This is a genomic window from Streptomyces sp. SGAir0957, assembly GCF_043523415.1.
The window spans coordinates 4,207,890-4,224,390 of sequence record NZ_CP027293.1 but is presented as its reverse complement, the minus strand read 5'-3'; the positions used below and the strand labels follow the sequence as shown (position 1 = coordinate 4,224,390).

The window sequence follows — 16,501 nt, the reverse complement described above, 5'->3', positions numbered from 1 at the left end:
TGACCGTCATGGCGCGCGAATTCAAGATGCCCGACGTGGGCGAAGGTCTGACCGAGGCCGAGATCCTCAAGTGGTACGTACAGCCCGGTGACACCGTCGAGGACGGGCAGGTCGTCTGCGAGGTCGAGACGGCGAAGGCGGCCGTCGAGCTGCCCATCCCGTTCGACGGCGTGGTCAAGGAGCTGCTGTTCCCCGAGGGCACGACCGTCGACGTCGGCCAGGTGATCATCTCGGTGGACGTGGCGGGGGACGCGCCCGCGCCCGAGCCCGTGGTGCAGGCGCCTGTCGACACACCGGCCGAGGCCGAGACCGAGGCGGAGGCCGAGGCCGCCGAGCCGCAGGGGCGCCAGCCCGTGCTCGTCGGCTACGGCGTCGCCGAGACGTCGACCAAGCGGCGGGCCCGCAAGGGCGCCGAGGCGGCGCCGGCGAACGGGACGGCGGCCCCGGCCGCCGCGCAGCGCCCGCTCGCCAAGCCGCCCGTGCGCAAGCTCGCCAAGGACCTCGGCGTGGACCTCGCCGCGGTGATTCCGTCGAGCCCGGACGGGATCATCACGCGTGAGGACGTGCACGCGGCGGTGGCGCCCGCGTCGGCGCCGACGGCGCCCGAGGTCCCGGCGCAGGCCCCGGCCCCGGCCGCCGCCACGGTGGCGGCGCCCGCCGCCTCGTACGACAGCGTCCGTGAGACGCGCGTTCCGGTGAAGGGCGTGCGCAAGGCGACGGCGCAGGCCATGGTCGGTTCGGCGTTCACCGCGCCGCACGTCACCGAGTTCGTGACGGTCGACGTGACGCGCACGATGAAGCTCGTCGAGGAGCTGAAGGCCGACAAGGACATGCAGGGGCTGCGGGTCAACCCGCTGCTGCTCATCGCCAAGGCGCTGCTCGTCGCCATCAAGCGCAACCCGGACATCAACGCGGCGTGGGACGAGGCCAACCAGGAGATCGTCCAGAAGCACTACGTGAACCTGGGCATCGCCGCGGCGACCCCGCGCGGGCTCATCGTCCCGAACATCAAGGACGCCCACGCCAAAACCCTGCCCGAACTGGCATCCGCATTGGGTGACTTGGTAGGCACGGCGCGTGAGGGCAGGACGTCCCCGGCGGCGATGCAGGGCGGCACGGTGACCATCACCAACGTCGGCGTCTTCGGCGTCGACACCGGCACGCCGCTGCTCAACCCGGGTGAGTCGGCGATCCTCGCCGTCGGCGCGATCAAGTGGCAGCCCTGGGTGCACAAGGGCAAGGTCAAGCCGCGTCAGGTGACGACCCTCGCGCTCTCCTTCGACCACCGCCTGGTGGACGGGGAGTTGGGCTCGAAGGTGCTCGCGGACGTGGCGGCCGTCCTTGAGCGGCCGAAGCGGCTGATCACCTGGGGCTGAGCCGGGCCCGAAGGCACACGTCGGCCTTGAGTGAAGGGGCCGTCGCACACGAAAGGTGTGCGGCGGCCCCTTCACATGTGCTCCACCATCTGACCAGCTCTCGGGCGTCAAAGCGCGCCACGATAGATGTAGCGTAAAGCGATTCACTTTTGAACGACGCGTGCGCTGAATAGGGGTTGTTGTAGCGGTGGGGTACACGATCCCTGGGTGGCTGGACGAACTCCTGGAAGTCATCGGCGTCAGCTTCCCGAACGTGGACGAGGACGACTACCGCGAAATGGCCACCGCCATGCGGGAGTTCGCGGAGCAGTTCGAGTCCCACGGCGGTGACGCGCACAAGGCGGTCACCCGCATCCTGTCCTCCTCGGACGGCCTGGCCGTCGAGGCGTTCGAGAAGCACTGGGACCATGTGCGCGCCAGTCACCTGGAGAAGCTTCCCGAGCTGGCCCGGCTGCTCGCGGACGCCTGCGACATCCTCGCCGACATCGTCTTCGGGATGAAGACCAAGGCCGAGATCGAACTGGCCGTCATGGCGGCCACGATCGCCGCCGCGGTCGCGTCCGCCGTGTTCACCGCCGGTCTGTCCATGCTGGCCGTCGCGGGGGAGATGACCGCGGCGAGGGTGATCATCAAGCGCCTTGTCGACGAGGCCGTGGACCGGATCGTCGACGAGGTCCTCGCGCTGATCACCCAGCCGATCAACGCCAAGCTGGAGGCCATGGTCGAGGACATGGTGCTCGATCTGGCGGACGGCGCGTTCTCGATGCCGTCCGGCGACGGCGACAGCGGCGGGCACGGCGGCCTGCAACTGGCCTCGTCCGGCGGCTCCGGCGGCTCGGGCGGTTCCGGAGGCGGCGGTACGCGGAAGACCAGGATCGACCACGTCGAGTTCGAGGACGGCGCGGGAAAGGTCTCCCGGCACGGCAGCGACCTGCACACGGCCGCGACCGGCTCGCTCGGCAAGGCCAGGGGCGCCTTCGGCAGGAGCAAGGGCCGCGACCCGTTCACGGAGACCTTCGACAGCGTCCTCGACGGCGCGCTCAAGGGCTCGGAGAAGGCGCTCGCCAAGGTCACCAAGCACATCACGGAGACCGTGCCGGACCGGGCGAAGGCCACCTCGCGGCTGCACAAGGGCAAGGACCACGACGTCCGCGACAAGGTCGGCGGCATCAACGCGGCGAACCCCGGTGACGGCGGCGGCCGGGGCAACGGCGGTGGCCGGGGCAACGGCGGCGGCAAGGGCAAGGGCAGAGCCGACGGGAACGGCAACGGCAACGGCCGGGGCAACGGGAACGGCCGGGGCAACGGGAACGGCGGCCGGAACCCCGGGAAGCCGGAGAACGACGGCCTCAAGCCGAGCGACGCCGACCTCGCCAAGCAGTCGCACAGCCTCGACAAGCGGGAGACCCGCGGCGACCCCATCGACATGGCCAGCGGCCAGATGCTGCTCGCGCAGACCGACGTGGACCTGCCCGGCGTCCTGCCGCTGACCCTGCGCCGCACCCACCTCAGCGGCTACACGGCGGGGCGTTTCTTCGGCCCGTCCTGGGCCTCGACCCTGGACGAACACCTCACGGAGAACGAGGAACTCGGCGGCCTGTGGTGGTACCGCGAGGACGGCTCGGTCCTCGTCTACCCGCGCCGCCCGGATCTGCCGGGCGACCGGGTCCAGCCCGCCGCCGGCGCCCCGCTGCCGCTGACCTACGTCACCCGCGGCGCCTCCTACGTCCTGACGGTCCAGGACCCGCACACCGGCCTGACCAGGCACTTCGAGCCGTCCTCCGCGAGCCCCGGCACGTGGTGGCTGGCGGCCGTCGAGGACCGCAACGGCAATACCGTCGGCATCGACCGCGGCGAGGACGACGTCCCCGTCGGCGTGAGCCACTCCGGCGGACAGCGCCTGCACGTCGAGGCGGACGCCGGACAGGGCCGAATAACCGGCCTGTTCGCGCTCCTCGACGACGGGCCCGTCCGGCTGCGCGCCTTCGGCCACGACGAGGCGGGCGACCTCACCGAGGTACGGAACGCGGCGGACGCCGCGACCCGGTTCACCTACGACGACGCCCACCGCGTCACCGGCTGGCAGGACGCGAACGGCACGACCTTCGCCTACGAGTACGACGCCCTCGGCCGGGTCACGGGCACCCGAGGCACCGACGGCATCCTCGACTCCCGTATCGCGTACGGCGAGCCGGACGAGTCGGGCGAGACCACCGCCACGTACACGGACTCCCTCGGACAGCGGACCGTGTACCGCGCCAACCGGTACGGGCAGATCATCGCCGTCACCGATCCGCTCGGCGCGACGACCCGCCAGGAGTGGGACCGGCGCGACCACCTGCTCTCCCGCACCGATCCGCTGGGCCACACCACCCGCTGGGAGTGGGACGACGCCGGTGATCTCGTGCGGTCCTTCACCCCCGACGGCGCGGAGCTGCGCGTCGTCTACAACGAGCTGCACCAGCCCGTCGAGCTGACGGACCCGCTGGGCGCCGTCCAGCGGCAGACCTACGACGAGCGCGGCAACCGCACCTCGCACACGGCCGCGGACGGCGCGGTCCACCGCTTCACGCACCACGCCACCGGCGCGGTCGCCACCGTCGTCAACGCGCTCGGGGACACCCTGCGCATCGAGGCCGACGCGGCCGGACTGCCGCTGTCCATGGAGGACACCCACGGCACCCGGACCACGTACCGGCGCGACGCGTTCGGCCGCACGGTCCAGGTCACCGATCCGCTCGGCGCGACGACCACCCTGGAGCGGGACGCCGAGGGACGTCCGCTGCGGCGCACCGCGGCCGACGGCACCACCGAGTCGTGGACCTACGACGGGGAGGGCAACCTCACCGGGCACACCGACGCGCTCGGCGGCCGCACCCTGCTGCCGCCCGGCCCGTTCGACCTGCCCGCGGGCCGTGTCGCCCCGGACGGCGCCGAGCACCACTTCCGGTACGACACCGAGCAGCGCCTCGTCGAGGTCGCCGACTCCACCGGTCTGACCTGGGGTTACACCTACGACGCGGCGGGCCGCCTGACCGCCGAGACCGACTTCGACGGCCGCACCACCCGCTACACCTATGACGCGGCGGGCCGCCCCGCCTCCCGGACCAACGCCGCCGGCGAGACCATCACGTACGCCTTCGACGCGTCCGGACGCCTCGCCGTCAAAGACGTGGCCGGGGAGCGCACCGAGTACAGCTACGACGCCGTCGGCCGGCTGACCGGGGCCGTCTCGCCCGGCTCCCGGCTCAGCCGCGCCTACGACAGCCTCGGCCGGCTGACCGCAGAGACGGTCGACGGCCGCACCTCGACCTACCGCTACGACGCCCTCGGCCGCCGCACCGGGCGCACCACCCCGACCGGCGCCGCCACCGAGACCCGCTGGGACGAACTCGGCAATGTGGCGGGCCTGCACGTGGACGGCGCGCACCAGCTGGGGTTCGGCCACGATCCGCTGGGCCGCGAGATCCGCCGGACCCTCGGCGACCAGGTCACGCTCGATTCGGCGTGGGACGAGCTGGGCAGGCTGACGGGCCAGACCCTGACGACGCCCCAAGGGGCGCCTCGGCAGCGCGAGTTCGGGTACCGGAGCGACGGGTTCCCCTCGTCCGTCGCCGACCGGGCCACGGGCCGCACCACCGCGTACGAACTGGACCCCGTCGGCCGCCCGCTGACCGCCACCGGATCGGGGTCCGGCGCCGCCACGCGGGAGACCTACGCCTACGACCTGGCCGGGAACCAGACGCGCGCGGAGTGGACCGGCACCCCCGTCGACCCCGACGCGGCGGGCCCGCGCACCCTCGACGGCACCCGGCTCCTGAGCGCGGGGCGCGTCTCGTACCGCTACGACGCGGCGGGCCGCCTCGTCGAGCGCCGCAAGAAGCGCCTGTCCCGGGACGCGGACGTCTGGCGCTACACCTGGGACGCCGAGGACCGCCTCACCTCCTGCACCACCCCCAACGGCACCACCTGGCACTACGCCTACGACGCCCTCGGCCGCCGCACCGCCAAGTACCGCCTCGCCGACGACGGGGCCACCCGGGTCGAGGAGACCCGCTTCAGCTGGGACGGCACCCGCCTCGCCGAGGAGCAGCAGCCCGCCGGGGGCGCGATCCTCACCTGGGAGTACGACGGGCACCGCCCGCTCGCGCAGTACGAGCGGCGCCCGCTGGACCAGGGCGAGGTCGACGCCCGCTTCTTCGCGATCGTCACCGACGTCATCGGCGCCCCGACCGAGCTGGTCGACGCGCGGGGCGACCTCGCCTGGCACACCCGCTCCACGGTCTGGGGCGCCACCGCCTACAACTCCGACGCCACGGCCTACACACCGCTGCGCCACCCGGGCCAGTACGCCGACGCCGAGACGGGCCTGCACTACAACTACTTCCGCCACTACGACCCCGAGACCGCCCGCTACATCAGCCCCGACCCGCTCGGTCTCGACCCCGCCCCGAACCCGCTCGCCTACGTCACCAACCCGCAGGCCATCGCCGACCCGCTGGGCCTGGCGCCCTGCGTCGACCTGTACCACGCCACCAACAGGGGCGGTGAGCAGGCCATTCGCACGCACGGCGTCGACCCGTCCTTCAAGCCGCGCCCCATGGACTTCGGCAACGGCTTCTACACGACGCGCAGCCGGCAGCAGGCGCAGGACTGGGCCGACAAGCGGTTCCCGAACGACGGGGTGGTGCTGCACTTCCAGATCCCCGAGAGCGAGTTCAACGCGCTGAGCCGCCGGTCGTTCACGGAGTCGGATCCCGAGCTGAGCGACTTCGTGCGCCGCTTCCGCTCCGGCAGCGGCACGGAGACGCCCGCGTACGATGTCGTCGAGGGGCCGATGCTGCGGAATCCGGGGCCCTTCAAGAAGGGCAGGGCGCCCGTCTGGTCCGGTGACCAGACCGTCTTCTTCGGCAATACGGGACCGTTGCTCGACGCGTCACTCCTGTGAGAGGGGACGCGTCCCCGCCGGGAAAGCTGGAGTCGGAGAACAGATCATGAGTACGTACACCATGCCCACCTGCGCCGAGACGGACGAGCTCCTGACGGACATCGTCGACCACATGGTCACGGAGCTGGGGATCTCGCGGGCGGAGGCCGTCGCGCGGGTCAACCGGCAGTGGCACGGCCAGGACCTGTCCGACGAGGACGACATCATCCTGCACGAGGACGAGCGCTTCTGGGCGCTGACGATCTACTACGAGGACGTCCCGGACTGGAGCGAGGAAGCGGACCGCGCCTCGTGGACTCCCAAGGCGCCGCCCGCTCCCGACTCGGTGTACTGGACCGTGGCTACTTCTTGAAGCCGTAGTCCATGAGCTTCTTCGCGTCGGACGTGCGGGCGTTGACCGACGTCGACTTCAGGACCGTGCCGATCACGGTCTTGCCGCTGCGCGTGGCCGCGAAGACCAGGCAGTAGCCGGCCTCGGGACCCGAGCCCGTCTTCACGCCGATGGCGCCGGAGTACGAGCCGAGCAGCGTGTTCGTGTTCGACCACGACATGTAGCGGTAGCCGCCGGTCTTCGTCGTGACCTTCTGCTTCGTCGACTTGGTCTTGACGACCGAGCGGAACGTGGAGTTCTTCATCGCCGACGAGGCGATCTTCGTCAGGTCGCGCGGCGTCGAGTAGTTCTTGCCGTTGCCGATGCCGTCGAACGAGTCGAAGTGGGTGTTCTTCAGGCCCAGGTCCTTGGCGCTCTTGTTCATCTTGGCGATGAAGTTGTTCACGCGCGCGGTGCGCGTGGAGCCCGAGCCGAACTTGTCCGCGAGCGCGTACGCGGCGTCGCAGCCCGACGGCAGCATCAGCCCGTAGAGGAGCTGGCGGACGGTCACCTTGTCGCCGACGATCAGCCGGGCCGACGAGGCGTTGTTCTTCACTATGTAGTCGCTGTACGCCTTCTGGATCGTGACCTTGGAGTTCAGGTTCAGGCCGCTCTGGGCCAGCACCACCTTCGCGGTCATGATCTTCGTGGTGGAACCGGTCGACCTGCGGGTGTCCGCGGCCTTGGTGAACAGGGACTTGCCCGTCCCGTTGTTCATCACGAAGCCGCCGGCGGCCGCGATCTTGGGTACGGCCGGTGCGGAGGCGGCCTGTGCGGAGGTGGTCAGCGCTCCGCTGGTGAGCACGGTTCCGGCGACGAGAACAGCGATGCCCGTTATGCGAGTCTTCAAGATGGACGCTCCAAGTGCCCCTAATGCGCCGCCCTTTGGGCGGGACGCGCATTGATGAGACACCTGGGACGGGTGCGGGGTTGCACAGGGAAGGCGAAAAAGCTCGTAAAGCCGTCCAGGGTGCGTCATCCGGGCGGCATCCCACATGGCGGACACGGTCCGAGTTGCGTACCTGTTGTATCTATGATGTGCGCATGCCCTCGACCGTCACCGAAAAACGCACCGCCGAAAAGCGTGCCCCTGCCGCCGACCGCGTCTACGACCATGTGAAGCGCGGCGTGCTCGAACGCCACTACGAGGGCGGAACGCTGCTCACCGAGGGCGAGCTCGCCGAGGCCGTCGGGGTGTCCCGCACCCCCGTGCGCGAGGCGCTGCTCAAGCTGGAGGTCGAGGGGTTGCTGCGGCTCTACCCGAAGAAGGGCGCCCTGGTGCTGCCCGTCTCGGCGCAGGAGATCGCGGACGTCGTCGAGACCCGGCTGCTCGTCGAGGAGCACGCGGTGCGCAAGGCCGTCCCCGCGCAGCCGTGGCTGATCGAGCGCCTGGAGGAGCTGCTCGACACCCAGCGGCTCCAGGCCGCCGCCGGGCAGTTCGCGGAGGCCGCCGCCACCGACCGCTGCTTCCACGCCGAGATCGTGCGCAGCGGGGGGAACGAGATCCTCTCCCGCCTCTACGACCAGCTGCGCGACCGGCAGCTGCGGATGGGCGTCGCCGTCATGCACTCCCACCCGGACCGCATCGCCAAGACCCTCGCCGAGCACGGCGAACTCCTCGACGCGCTGCGCGCCGGGGACGTCGAGGCGGCGGTCGCCGTGGTGCGGCGGCACGTGGGCTGGTTCCAGAACCTGGCGCGGGGTGACGTGCGATGAGCTCCGCCTCCTCCGCCTCTTCCGCTTCCCCCGCCTCGTCCCTGCCCGGCGATCCGCCCGGCGGACGCAGAGCGATAGCCGTCTGGTGCATAGGCGTCGCCGTCTACTTCGTCGCCGTCATCTTCCGTACCTCGCTCGGGGTGGCCGGGCTCGACGCGGTCGAGCGGTTCCACATCAACGCCTCCGCCCTCTCCACCTTCTCCATCCTCCAGCTCCTCGTGTACGCGGGCATGCAGATACCCGTCGGCCTGATGGTCGACCGGCTCGGCACGAAGAAGGTGCTGACGTTCGGCGTGGTCCTGTTCACCGTGGGACAGCTGGGCTTCGCGTTCTCGTCGTCGTACGGGATGGCGCTCGCCTCGCGGGCGCTGCTCGGCTGCGGTGACGCGATGACGTTCATCAGCGTGCTGCGGCTCGGCACCCGCTGGTTCCCGGCGCGGCGCGGGCCGCTGGTCGCACAGCTCGCCGGGCTCGTCGGCATGGCGGGCAACCTCATCTCCACCCTGGTCATCGCGCGGCTGCTGCACGGGATCGGCTGGGAGGCCGCGTTCGCCGGGAGCGCGCTCATGGGTGTCGTGGTGCTGGTCCTGATGCTGCTCTTCCTCAAGGACCACCCCGAGGGGTTCGAGCCCGCGCCGATGCCCGCCTCGCACAAGGGGGCGGCGTACGTGCGGGCGCAGATCGCGGCGGCGTGGCGGGAGCCCGGGACACGGCTCGGGATGTGGGTGCACTTCACGACCCAGTTCCCGGCGATGGTGTTCCTGCTGCTGTGGGGGCTGCCGTTCCTCGTCGAGGCGCAGGGGCTCTCGCGGGGCGTCGCCGGTGAGCTGCTGACCCTCGTCGTGATCTCCAACATGGTCGTCGGGCTCGTGTACGGGCAGATCGTCGCCCGGCACCACACGGCGCGGCTGCCGCTGGCGCTCGGCACGGTCGGGGCGAGCGCGCTCGTGTGGGCCGCGCCCATCGCGTGGCCGGGGCGGGCGCCCATGTGGCTGCTCGTGGTGATGTGCGTGGTGCTCGGGGCGTGCGGGCCCGCGTCGATGATCGGCTTCGATTTCGCGCGGCCGGCGAATCCGCCCGAGCGGCAGGGGACCGGGTCCGGGATCGTGAACATGGGCGGGTTCATCGCGTCCATGACCACGTTGTTGCTGGTCGGGGTGTTGCTTGACGCCTCCGGCGATGATTACCGGGTGGCGTTCTCGGCCGTGTTCTTGTTGCAGGCGCTGGGGGTCGGACAGATTCTGCGGCTGCGCAAGCGGGCTGCTCGGGCCGAGCGGGAGCGGCTGGTCGCTTCCCGGGTCACCTCTGTGCACGTGCCCGCTTAGAGCGGGGCTTTTGTGGCGGCCCCGGTCGTGATGCGTAGCCCGCGCAGGGGGCCGCCTTGCCCACCGGGGCCGGGCCTGTAGTCGATCCGCGCTTGCTGTGGCCTACGGGGTGACCCTCAGCGCCGCCACTATCGCCCTGGCCAGATCCATGTCGCCGTCCGCCTTCACCTGGTCGCCCGCCGCCTCCGGGGTGACCCGGCCGCAGGAGAGGCGGACGTAGGTCTCCCAGTCCAGGGCGAGGGTCACCGCCGGGCCGAGCGAGGGCGCTCCGTCGATCGTGCCCCGGCCGTCCGCGTCGACGCGGACCGTGCGCAGGAACTCGACCGGGCCGTGCACGTCGAAGACGATGGCCGAGCCCGCGGGGGCGCCGGCGTCCTTCGCGACGATCTTGGGGAGGGCCGCGAGGAGCATGTCGCGGGTGACGTGGGCGCCCGGGGAATCGAGGTTGCCGGGCTTGCCGAGGGCCCAGCGAAGATCCTGCTCGTGGACCCAGATGTCGAACGCCCGCCGCCGCATGGAGTATTCGAGGGTCTCCTCGACCGCGCGCGGGCCCCGCACGGTCGTCTCCGGGGCACGGCTCTCGTTCCGCAGCTGACGCGAGCGGCGGATGATCGTGTACTCCAGCTCCGCGACCATCTCCGGCGCCGTGTGATGGCGGCGGACGTCGACCTGGACCTCCTGGTAACGCTGCGCCTCGGTCTGTACGTGGTAGAGGTCGCGCGGCAGCGTGTGGATCGGCCGGGGATCGCCGAGCATCTCGCAGTCGACGCCGATGACGTGGGACACGATGTCGCGCACCGACCAGCCGGGGCACGGCGTCGCACGGTTCCACTCACCCTCGACGAGCGGTGTGACCAGCTCGGATATCGCTTCCACGGAGTGGGTCCAGGCGTCGGCGTAGGACTGAAGGCTGGGGTGGAGACTCACGGAAGGGGACCCCTCGAGCGGTGTGGTGCACGGTCGGTGAAGTAGACGGCGGTTGCGGGCGGCGGCGGTGCGGTTCTGCGGGCGCGGGCTGCGGGGTGGAACGCCTGTGGGGGTCCGGGGGCTCCCCCGGGTTGGCACAGTACGCTGCCCGTAGGCACCCCTGCAGTGCTTTCGTGTGACGATCGTAGGCCCGTGTCGAAGACTCGAATGCCAGGACGGTGGTAGTGTGCGCGCCTCCCTCATCCAGATCGCGGTAAACGACGGCAAAGCGGCCGAATCGGTCAATGAGCGGCGAGACCGGGTGAGTTCGCTCGTCAGGGCGGAGTCCGGCGCCGCCGACCTCGTCGTCCTCCCCGAACTGTGGACGACCGGCGCCTTCGCCTACGACCTGTTCGCGACGGAGGCGGAGCCGCTGGAGGGGCCGACCTTCGAGGCGATGGCCAAGGCGGCGAGCGAGGCGGGCGTGTGGCTGCACGCCGGGTCGATCCCCGAGCGGGACCCCGAGGGCCCGCTCTACAACACGTCGCTCGTCTTCTCCCCCGACGGCGCCCTCGTCGCCGCCTACCGCAAGATCCACCGGTTCGGCTTCGACAAGGGCGAGGCCGTGCTGATGAACGCGGGCGAGGAACTGGTCAGCGTCCGCCTCCCGGAGACCGTCCTCGGCGTCAGCACCTGCTACGACCTGCGCTTCCCCGAGCTGTACCGGGGCCTGGTGGACCAGGGCGCCGAGACCCTACTCGTCTCGGCCGGCTGGCCCGAGCGGCGCCGCGCCCACTGGACGCTGCTCGCGCAGGCCCGCGCCGTGGAGAACCAGGCGTACGTCCTGGCCTGCGGAAGCGCCGGGACGCACGCGGGCGTTCCGCAGGCGGGGCACAGCATCGTCGTCGATCCGTGGGGCGAGGTCCTCGCGGAGGCGGGCGGCGGGGAAGAGGTGCTGCGGGTGGAGTTCGACCCGGCGCGGGTCGCGGCCACCCGGGACCAGTTCCCGGCGCTCAAGGACCGCCTCCTCGGCATGGAGACGCCGCCCCGCCACTGAGGGGCGCCGCCCGCCCCCGAGGGTTCTAGTCGTCCCCCCGTTCCTTCTCCGCGAGGTGGATGACGCAGACCGCGACGGCGATGATCAGGGCCGGGTCGGCGTCGTCGCGGACCACGTTGACGCCGTAGGTGTCGCGCACGCGCAGCCAGCGCCGGGAGATCTCGGCGAGGAGTTCGCCGTCGTACTCGATGGCGAACTCGCGGTCCAGGATCTTGCCGCTGACGTCGAGTTCGGTGCCGTCGACCAGTTCGACCCGGTAGTGGTTGCGCAGCAGCGACAGGCGTTTGCGCTTGACCTTGGCGAGCTGTTCGTCGCCGCGCTCGACGATCATCGTGTCGCGCAGGGCGAACATCTTCTCGTGGATGTCGATGAGGACGCGCCCGTCGGGGCCCTTCAGCTCGAAGGTGTCCCGCACGCGCATCGCCTTGCCGTCGACGAGGAACGCCTTGTGGCCGTTCTCGTCCTCGATCCAGTAGTCCTCGCCGATGGCGAAGAGCCGTTCCCTCACTTCGTAGCGCATACGTCGATGCTTGCCCGGAACGCGCGGTTCGGATCCCCGGCAGTCGAATGACAGTCGCACGGCGACAGTTGCGCGTCGACCGTTACACGGTGACAGTCCCGAACTAGATGCAACCACCATGGGTCGTCGTGGGTCTTGGGAAGCGGACGTGACCTTACGACCGAAGGAACAGTTCATGTCGAGCGCACGACGTCATTCTGTCCGCACCAGGTTCACCGCCCCCGTCCTCGCCGCGATGCTGCTCGCGGGAGGCGCCGCCGCCCTCACGCTCGCGCCGGGCGCGCAGGCCGCCCCCGCGGGCAAGGCCGACCCCGCCGACGACTTCAACGGCGACGGCTACGCCGACCTCGTCTCCGGTGCCCGGGGCGGCACGGTCTCCGGCAAGGCCGAGGCGGGCTACGTCGCCGTCACCTACGGCTCGGCGAACGGCCTGAGCGCATCGCACAAGAAGCTCATCAGCCGCTCGACGACCGGCGTGCCCGGCTCGGCCACCGCGGGCGAGGCGTTCGGCGCCTACGTGTCCAGGGGCGACCTGGACGGCGACGGCTACAGCGACCTCGTCATAGGCGGCGAGAAGGCGACCGGCGGCGCGGTCGTCCTGTGGGGCTCGCCCTCGGGCCTGACCGGCGGCACGAAGATCGTCACGTACGGGAAGTCGCCGCGGATCGGCGACTTCGACGGCGACGGCAAGGCCGACCTGGCCCTCCTCGCCGACATGGGCAGCTACGGCGACGACCCGGAGCACGAGGGCGCGGCGCTGTGGAAGGGCCCGCTCACGCGCGCGGGCGTCCCGGCGAAGAAGCTCGACTTCATGGACCGGTCCGAGTGGTGGGGGTACGGGGCCGACGACGCGACCTGCGTCGACGACGAGTACGGCTGTGTCGACGGCCCGGACTCGACGACCGGGCCCGTCACCTTCGAGGCGGTCGGGGACCTCAACGGGGACGGCCGCGACGACCTCGCCCTGCGCAGCTACAACGGCGACGGCATGTGGAACAACACCGTCCTGTACGGCAGCGGCTCCGGCTTCAAGCGGGGCTGGGCGCCGCAGACCCAGGGCGACCTGGCCGTCGGTGATGTGAACGGGGACGGCAAGGACGATCTCGTCGTCGGCTCGGACGAGGAGGACCAGAAGGTGACGCTCGCGTTGGGAGCGGCCGACGGCCTCGACGCCGGCCGCACGCAGAGCTTCGACCAGTCCCTGCCCGGCTTCTACGGCGCCCAGGAGGACGGCGACCACCTCGGCTCCTGCGTCGCGGTCGCCGACATCGACGGCGACGGCAAGGCGGAGGTAGCCCTCGGCATCTCGGGCGAGGACTTCGGCGGCAAGACGGACGCCGGCTCGATCGCCCTGCTGCACGGCACCGCGGACGGCGTCACCGGCACCGGCTCCCAGGTCCTCAACCAGAACTCGGCGGGCGTGGCGGGTGTCGCCGAGTCGGGCGACGCGTTCGGCTCGGGCTGCGCCCTCCTCGACGTGGACGGCGACGGTCGCCGCGACCTCGCCGTCTCGGCGACCGGGGAGAACGCGCGGGCGGGCGCCGTCTGGGCGCTCCCGGGTACCGCGAGCGGCGTCACCGGGACCGGCTCGACCACGGTGAACCCGAAGGCGCTGGCCGCCCCCGAGGCCAAGGCGCTCCTGGGCAGCCCGCTCCGGTGATCACGGGTGCCGCGTGGCACCCTTGAAACATGAACGACTCCGCGCCCGCAGCAGCCCGCCGTGCCCGTGTCCGCGCCCCCGAACTCGTCGGCAAGGGCGGCTGGCTGAACACAGGCGGCAAGGACTACACCCTTGCCGACCTGCGCGGGCGCATCGTCGTCCTGGATTTTTGGACCTTCTGCTGCATCAACTGCCTGCACGTCCTCGACGAGCTGCGGGAGCTGGAGGAGCAGCACCGGGACACCCTCGTGATCATCGGTGTGCACTCGCCGAAGTTCGTGCACGAGGCCGAGCACGCGGCGGTCGTCGACGCCGTCGAGCGGTACGGGGTGGAGCACCCGGTGCTCGACGACCCCGAGCTCGCGACCTGGAAGCAGTACGCGGTGCGCGCCTGGCCGACGCTCGTCGTGATCGACCCCGAGGGGTACGTCGTCGCGCAGCACGCCGGTGAGGGCCACGCGCACGCCATCGCCAAGCTCGTCGAGGAGCTGGAGGCCGAGCACGAGGCCAAGGGGACGCTGCACCGCGGCGAGGGCCCCTACGTCGCGCCCGAGCCGGTCGCCACGGACCTCCGCTTCCCCGGCAAGGCGCTGCTGCTGCCCTCCGGGAACTTCCTGGTCAGCGACACCACCCGGCACCAGCTCGTGGAGCTGGCGGCCGACGGCGAGAGCGTCGTGCGCCGCGTCGGCAGCGGGGAGCGCGGCCTCGGGCCCGGCCAGTTCAACGAGCCGCAGGGGCTCGCGCTGCTCGACGAGAACACGGTCGTCGTCGCCGACACGGTCAACCACGCGCTGCGCGCCCTGGACCTGACGACCGGCGCCGTCAGCACCCTCGCGGGCACCGGGAAGCAGTGGTGGCAGGGTTCGCCGACCAGCGGCCCCGCCCTGGAGGTCGACCTGTCCTCGCCGTGGGACGTCGCCGTCTTCGGCGGCAAGGTGTGGATCGCCATGGCCGGTGTCCACCAGCTGTGGACGTACGACCCCGAGGCGGGGACCGTCGAGGTCGCGGCGGGCACGACCAACGAAGGGCTGGTCGACGGGCCGGGCCCCGAGGCCTGGTTCGCGCAGCCCTCCGGGCTCGCCGCCACCGGGGAACGGCTGTGGGTCGCCGACTCGGAGACCAGCGCCCTGCGCTGGGTCGACCTGGACGGGCACGTCCACACGGCCGTCGGCACCGGCCTCTTCGACTTCGGGCACCGCGACGGCGACGCCGCCCAGGCTCTCTTCCAGCACCCGCTCGGCGTCACCGCCCTGCCCGACGGCTCGGTCGCGGTGGCGGACACGTACAACCACGCGCTGCGCCGCTACGACCCGGCGACGGAGCAGGTGACGACGCTCGCCACCGATCTGCGCGAGCCCAGCGACGCCGTGCTCGTCGGCGAGGACATCGTCGTCGTCGAGTCCGCGCGCCACCGGCTGACCCGGCTGCGGCTGCCCGAGGAGGCCGTCCGCGTCGAGTCCGTCGCGCACCGCACGCAGCGCGCCGCGACCGAGGTGGCGGGCGGCAGGCTCGCCCTCGACGTCATCTTCCAGGCGCCGGCCGGGCAGAAGCTCGATACGCGGTACGGCCCCTCGACCCGGCTCCTCGTCTCCGCGACCCCGCCCGAACTGCTCGCTTCCGGCGACGGCGCGGGCACCGACCTGGCGCGTGAGCTGACCCTGAACCCCGAGATCACCGAGGGTGTCCTGCACGTCTCGGCGATGGCCGCGTCCTGCGACGACGACCCGGCCAACGAATACCCCGCGTGCCACGTCCATCAGCAGGACTGGGGCGTCCCGGTCCGCGTCGCGGAGGGCGGCGCGGACCGGCTGCCGCTGGTGCTCGCCGGGATGGACGAGCACCGGTCCTGATCAGGCGATGCGGGTGACGGCGGTTCAGAAGGCGTACGGCTTGCGGGTGTTCCAGGAGAGCACCTCGATGCCGTCCGCCTGCTTGCCCGCGTACTCGACCTCGCCCGGCGTCTTCAGCGTGACGAAGGCGCCGGACGCGTCGGCGTCGTTCATCACCAGGGACAGCTTGATCGACGTGAAGTAGCTGTCCTCGGCCTTGATGTCCTGGTAGACGGGGAGCGCCGAGTAGACGGTGCCGCCCGGCTTTACGAGGAGCGGCTGCGCGGGCTGCTGGTCGTCCTTGGCGAGCGGCACGTCGCCGTTGGCGTCGCCCGGGGTGACGACCGGGAACTTCTGCACGGTGCAGGCGGCGCCGGACTTGTTGACGGCGGTGATCAGCAGGTGGTCGCCCTGCTGCTCCGGGTTCTTGCGGGTGAGGGTGTAGCCGAGGGACGTCACCTTGCACTCGGGCGCGGCGGCCTTGGCGCCGGTGCCCGCCTTGCCGGCGCCGGTGCCGGTGCCGGTCTTGGCGGTGCCGCCCTTGGCCGTGTCGGCCTTCGCGGTGTCGGCCTGGGCGGCCCCGCCCGGCTGCTGGGCATCGGCGGCGTCGGTCGCGGTGCCCGTGACCGTGGTCGCGGCGACGGTCGCCTGCGGGGCGGCGCCCTCGTCCTTGGTGCCGCCGGAGTCGCCGCCGGAGCAGGCGGTCATGGTCAGCCCCGCGACGAGAGCGGCGGCGGCGAGAACGGTCGTGCGGGCGGTGATGCGGGCCATGGTGGAGATTCCCCCGGTTTTCG

Annotated in this window: 12 protein-coding genes; 8 read left to right on the top strand and 4 right to left on the bottom strand. The window is 71.5% G+C overall.

Annotated features, from left to right (window positions below):
* The first annotated feature begins 8 nt into the window (after positions 1-8).
* The 3 genes from C1N81_RS23700 (at position 9) to C1N81_RS23690 (ending at position 6,676) form a co-directional block, all read left to right on the top strand.
* Positions 9-1,376: a dihydrolipoamide acetyltransferase family protein gene (locus C1N81_RS23700; RefSeq protein WP_394432250.1), complete on the top strand. Its 1,368-nt coding sequence runs from the start codon at positions 9-11 to the stop codon at positions 1,374-1,376.
* Positions 1,377-1,563: 187 nt separating this feature from the next.
* Positions 1,564-6,324: a DUF6531 domain-containing protein gene (locus C1N81_RS23695; protein ID WP_394432248.1), complete on the top strand. Its 4,761-nt coding sequence runs from the start codon at positions 1,564-1,566 to the stop codon at positions 6,322-6,324.
* Between the two features lie 46 nt (positions 6,325-6,370).
* Positions 6,371-6,676: a hypothetical protein gene (locus C1N81_RS23690; protein WP_394432246.1), complete on the top strand. Its 306-nt coding sequence runs from the start codon at positions 6,371-6,373 to the stop codon at positions 6,674-6,676.
* Here the strand turns inward: C1N81_RS23690 and C1N81_RS23685 are convergent.
* The gene (locus C1N81_RS23685) at positions 6,666-7,523 is read right to left on the bottom strand and encodes a D-alanyl-D-alanine carboxypeptidase family protein (RefSeq protein WP_394438180.1); all 858 of its coding nucleotides are present in this window, start codon (positions 7,521-7,523) and stop codon (positions 6,666-6,668) included. The genes C1N81_RS23690 and C1N81_RS23685 overlap by 11 nt on opposite strands.
* A gap of 215 nt (positions 7,524-7,738) precedes the next feature.
* On the opposite strand from C1N81_RS23685, the gene C1N81_RS23680 reads away from it, so the two are divergent.
* Positions 7,739-8,410 carry a GntR family transcriptional regulator gene (locus C1N81_RS23680; RefSeq protein ID WP_394432244.1) on the top strand — a complete coding sequence of 224 codons (672 nt, stop codon included), beginning with the start codon at positions 7,739-7,741 and terminating at the stop codon, positions 8,408-8,410.
* Positions 8,407-9,735 (top strand): MFS transporter, encoded by a 1,329-nt coding sequence (locus C1N81_RS23675; RefSeq protein ID WP_394432242.1) that lies wholly within the window; start codon positions 8,407-8,409, stop codon positions 9,733-9,735. The genes C1N81_RS23680 and C1N81_RS23675 overlap by 4 nt, the downstream gene beginning before the upstream one ends.
* A gap of 102 nt (positions 9,736-9,837) precedes the next feature.
* On the opposite strand, the gene C1N81_RS23670 is transcribed toward C1N81_RS23675, so the two are convergent.
* Entirely contained in the window at positions 9,838-10,662 is an 825-nt protein-coding gene (locus tag C1N81_RS23670) for a maleylpyruvate isomerase family mycothiol-dependent enzyme (protein WP_394432240.1), read from the bottom strand.
* A 226-nt stretch (positions 10,663-10,888) separates the two neighbouring features.
* On the opposite strand from C1N81_RS23670, the gene C1N81_RS23665 reads away from it, so the two are divergent.
* Entirely contained in the window at positions 10,889-11,698 is an 810-nt protein-coding gene (locus tag C1N81_RS23665; protein WP_394432238.1) for a carbon-nitrogen family hydrolase, read from the top strand.
* A gap of 25 nt (positions 11,699-11,723) precedes the next feature.
* Here the strand turns inward: C1N81_RS23665 and C1N81_RS23660 are convergent, their stop codons facing one another.
* Positions 11,724-12,218, bottom strand: a complete 495-nt coding sequence (locus C1N81_RS23660) for an LURP-one-related/scramblase family protein (protein WP_394432236.1) — start codon at positions 12,216-12,218, stop codon at positions 11,724-11,726.
* 175 nt (positions 12,219-12,393) lie between these two features.
* Here C1N81_RS23660 and C1N81_RS23655 point away from each other — a divergent pair, with 175 nt between their 5' ends.
* Together C1N81_RS23655 and C1N81_RS23650 are read left to right on the top strand one after the other, a co-directional pair.
* Positions 12,394-13,878 carry a VCBS repeat-containing protein gene (locus C1N81_RS23655; protein ID WP_394432234.1) on the top strand — a complete coding sequence of 495 codons (1,485 nt, stop codon included), beginning with the start codon at positions 12,394-12,396 and terminating at the stop codon, positions 13,876-13,878.
* Positions 13,879-13,907: 29 nt separating this feature from the next.
* Positions 13,908-15,728, top strand: a complete 1,821-nt coding sequence (locus C1N81_RS23650) for an NHL domain-containing thioredoxin family protein (RefSeq protein WP_394432232.1) — start codon at positions 13,908-13,910, stop codon at positions 15,726-15,728.
* 24 nt (positions 15,729-15,752) lie between these two features.
* Here the strand turns inward: C1N81_RS23650 and C1N81_RS23645 are convergent, their stop codons facing one another.
* Entirely contained in the window at positions 15,753-16,478 is a 726-nt protein-coding gene (locus C1N81_RS23645; protein WP_394432230.1) for a DUF4232 domain-containing protein, read from the bottom strand.
* Positions 16,479-16,501 lie beyond the last annotated feature (23 nt).

Coding starts and splice junctions, on each gene's coding strand:
- C1N81_RS23680 (WP_394432244.1), top strand. CDS start 7,739: ATGCCCTCGACCGTCACCGAAAAACGCACCGCCGAAAAGCGTGCCCCT.
- C1N81_RS23655 (WP_394432234.1), top strand. CDS start 12,394: ATGTCGAGCGCACGACGTCATTCTGTCCGCACCAGGTTCACCGCCCCC.
- C1N81_RS23700 (WP_394432250.1), top strand. CDS start 9: ATGGCGCGCGAATTCAAGATGCCCGACGTGGGCGAAGGTCTGACCGAG.
- C1N81_RS23675 (WP_394432242.1), top strand. CDS start 8,407: ATGAGCTCCGCCTCCTCCGCCTCTTCCGCTTCCCCCGCCTCGTCCCTG.
- C1N81_RS23650 (WP_394432232.1), top strand. CDS start 13,908: ATGAACGACTCCGCGCCCGCAGCAGCCCGCCGTGCCCGTGTCCGCGCC.
- C1N81_RS23660 (WP_394432236.1), bottom strand. CDS start 12,218: ATGCGCTACGAAGTGAGGGAACGGCTCTTCGCCATCGGCGAGGACTAC.
- C1N81_RS23645 (WP_394432230.1), bottom strand. CDS start 16,478: ATGGCCCGCATCACCGCCCGCACGACCGTTCTCGCCGCCGCCGCTCTC.
- C1N81_RS23690 (WP_394432246.1), top strand. CDS start 6,371: ATGAGTACGTACACCATGCCCACCTGCGCCGAGACGGACGAGCTCCTG.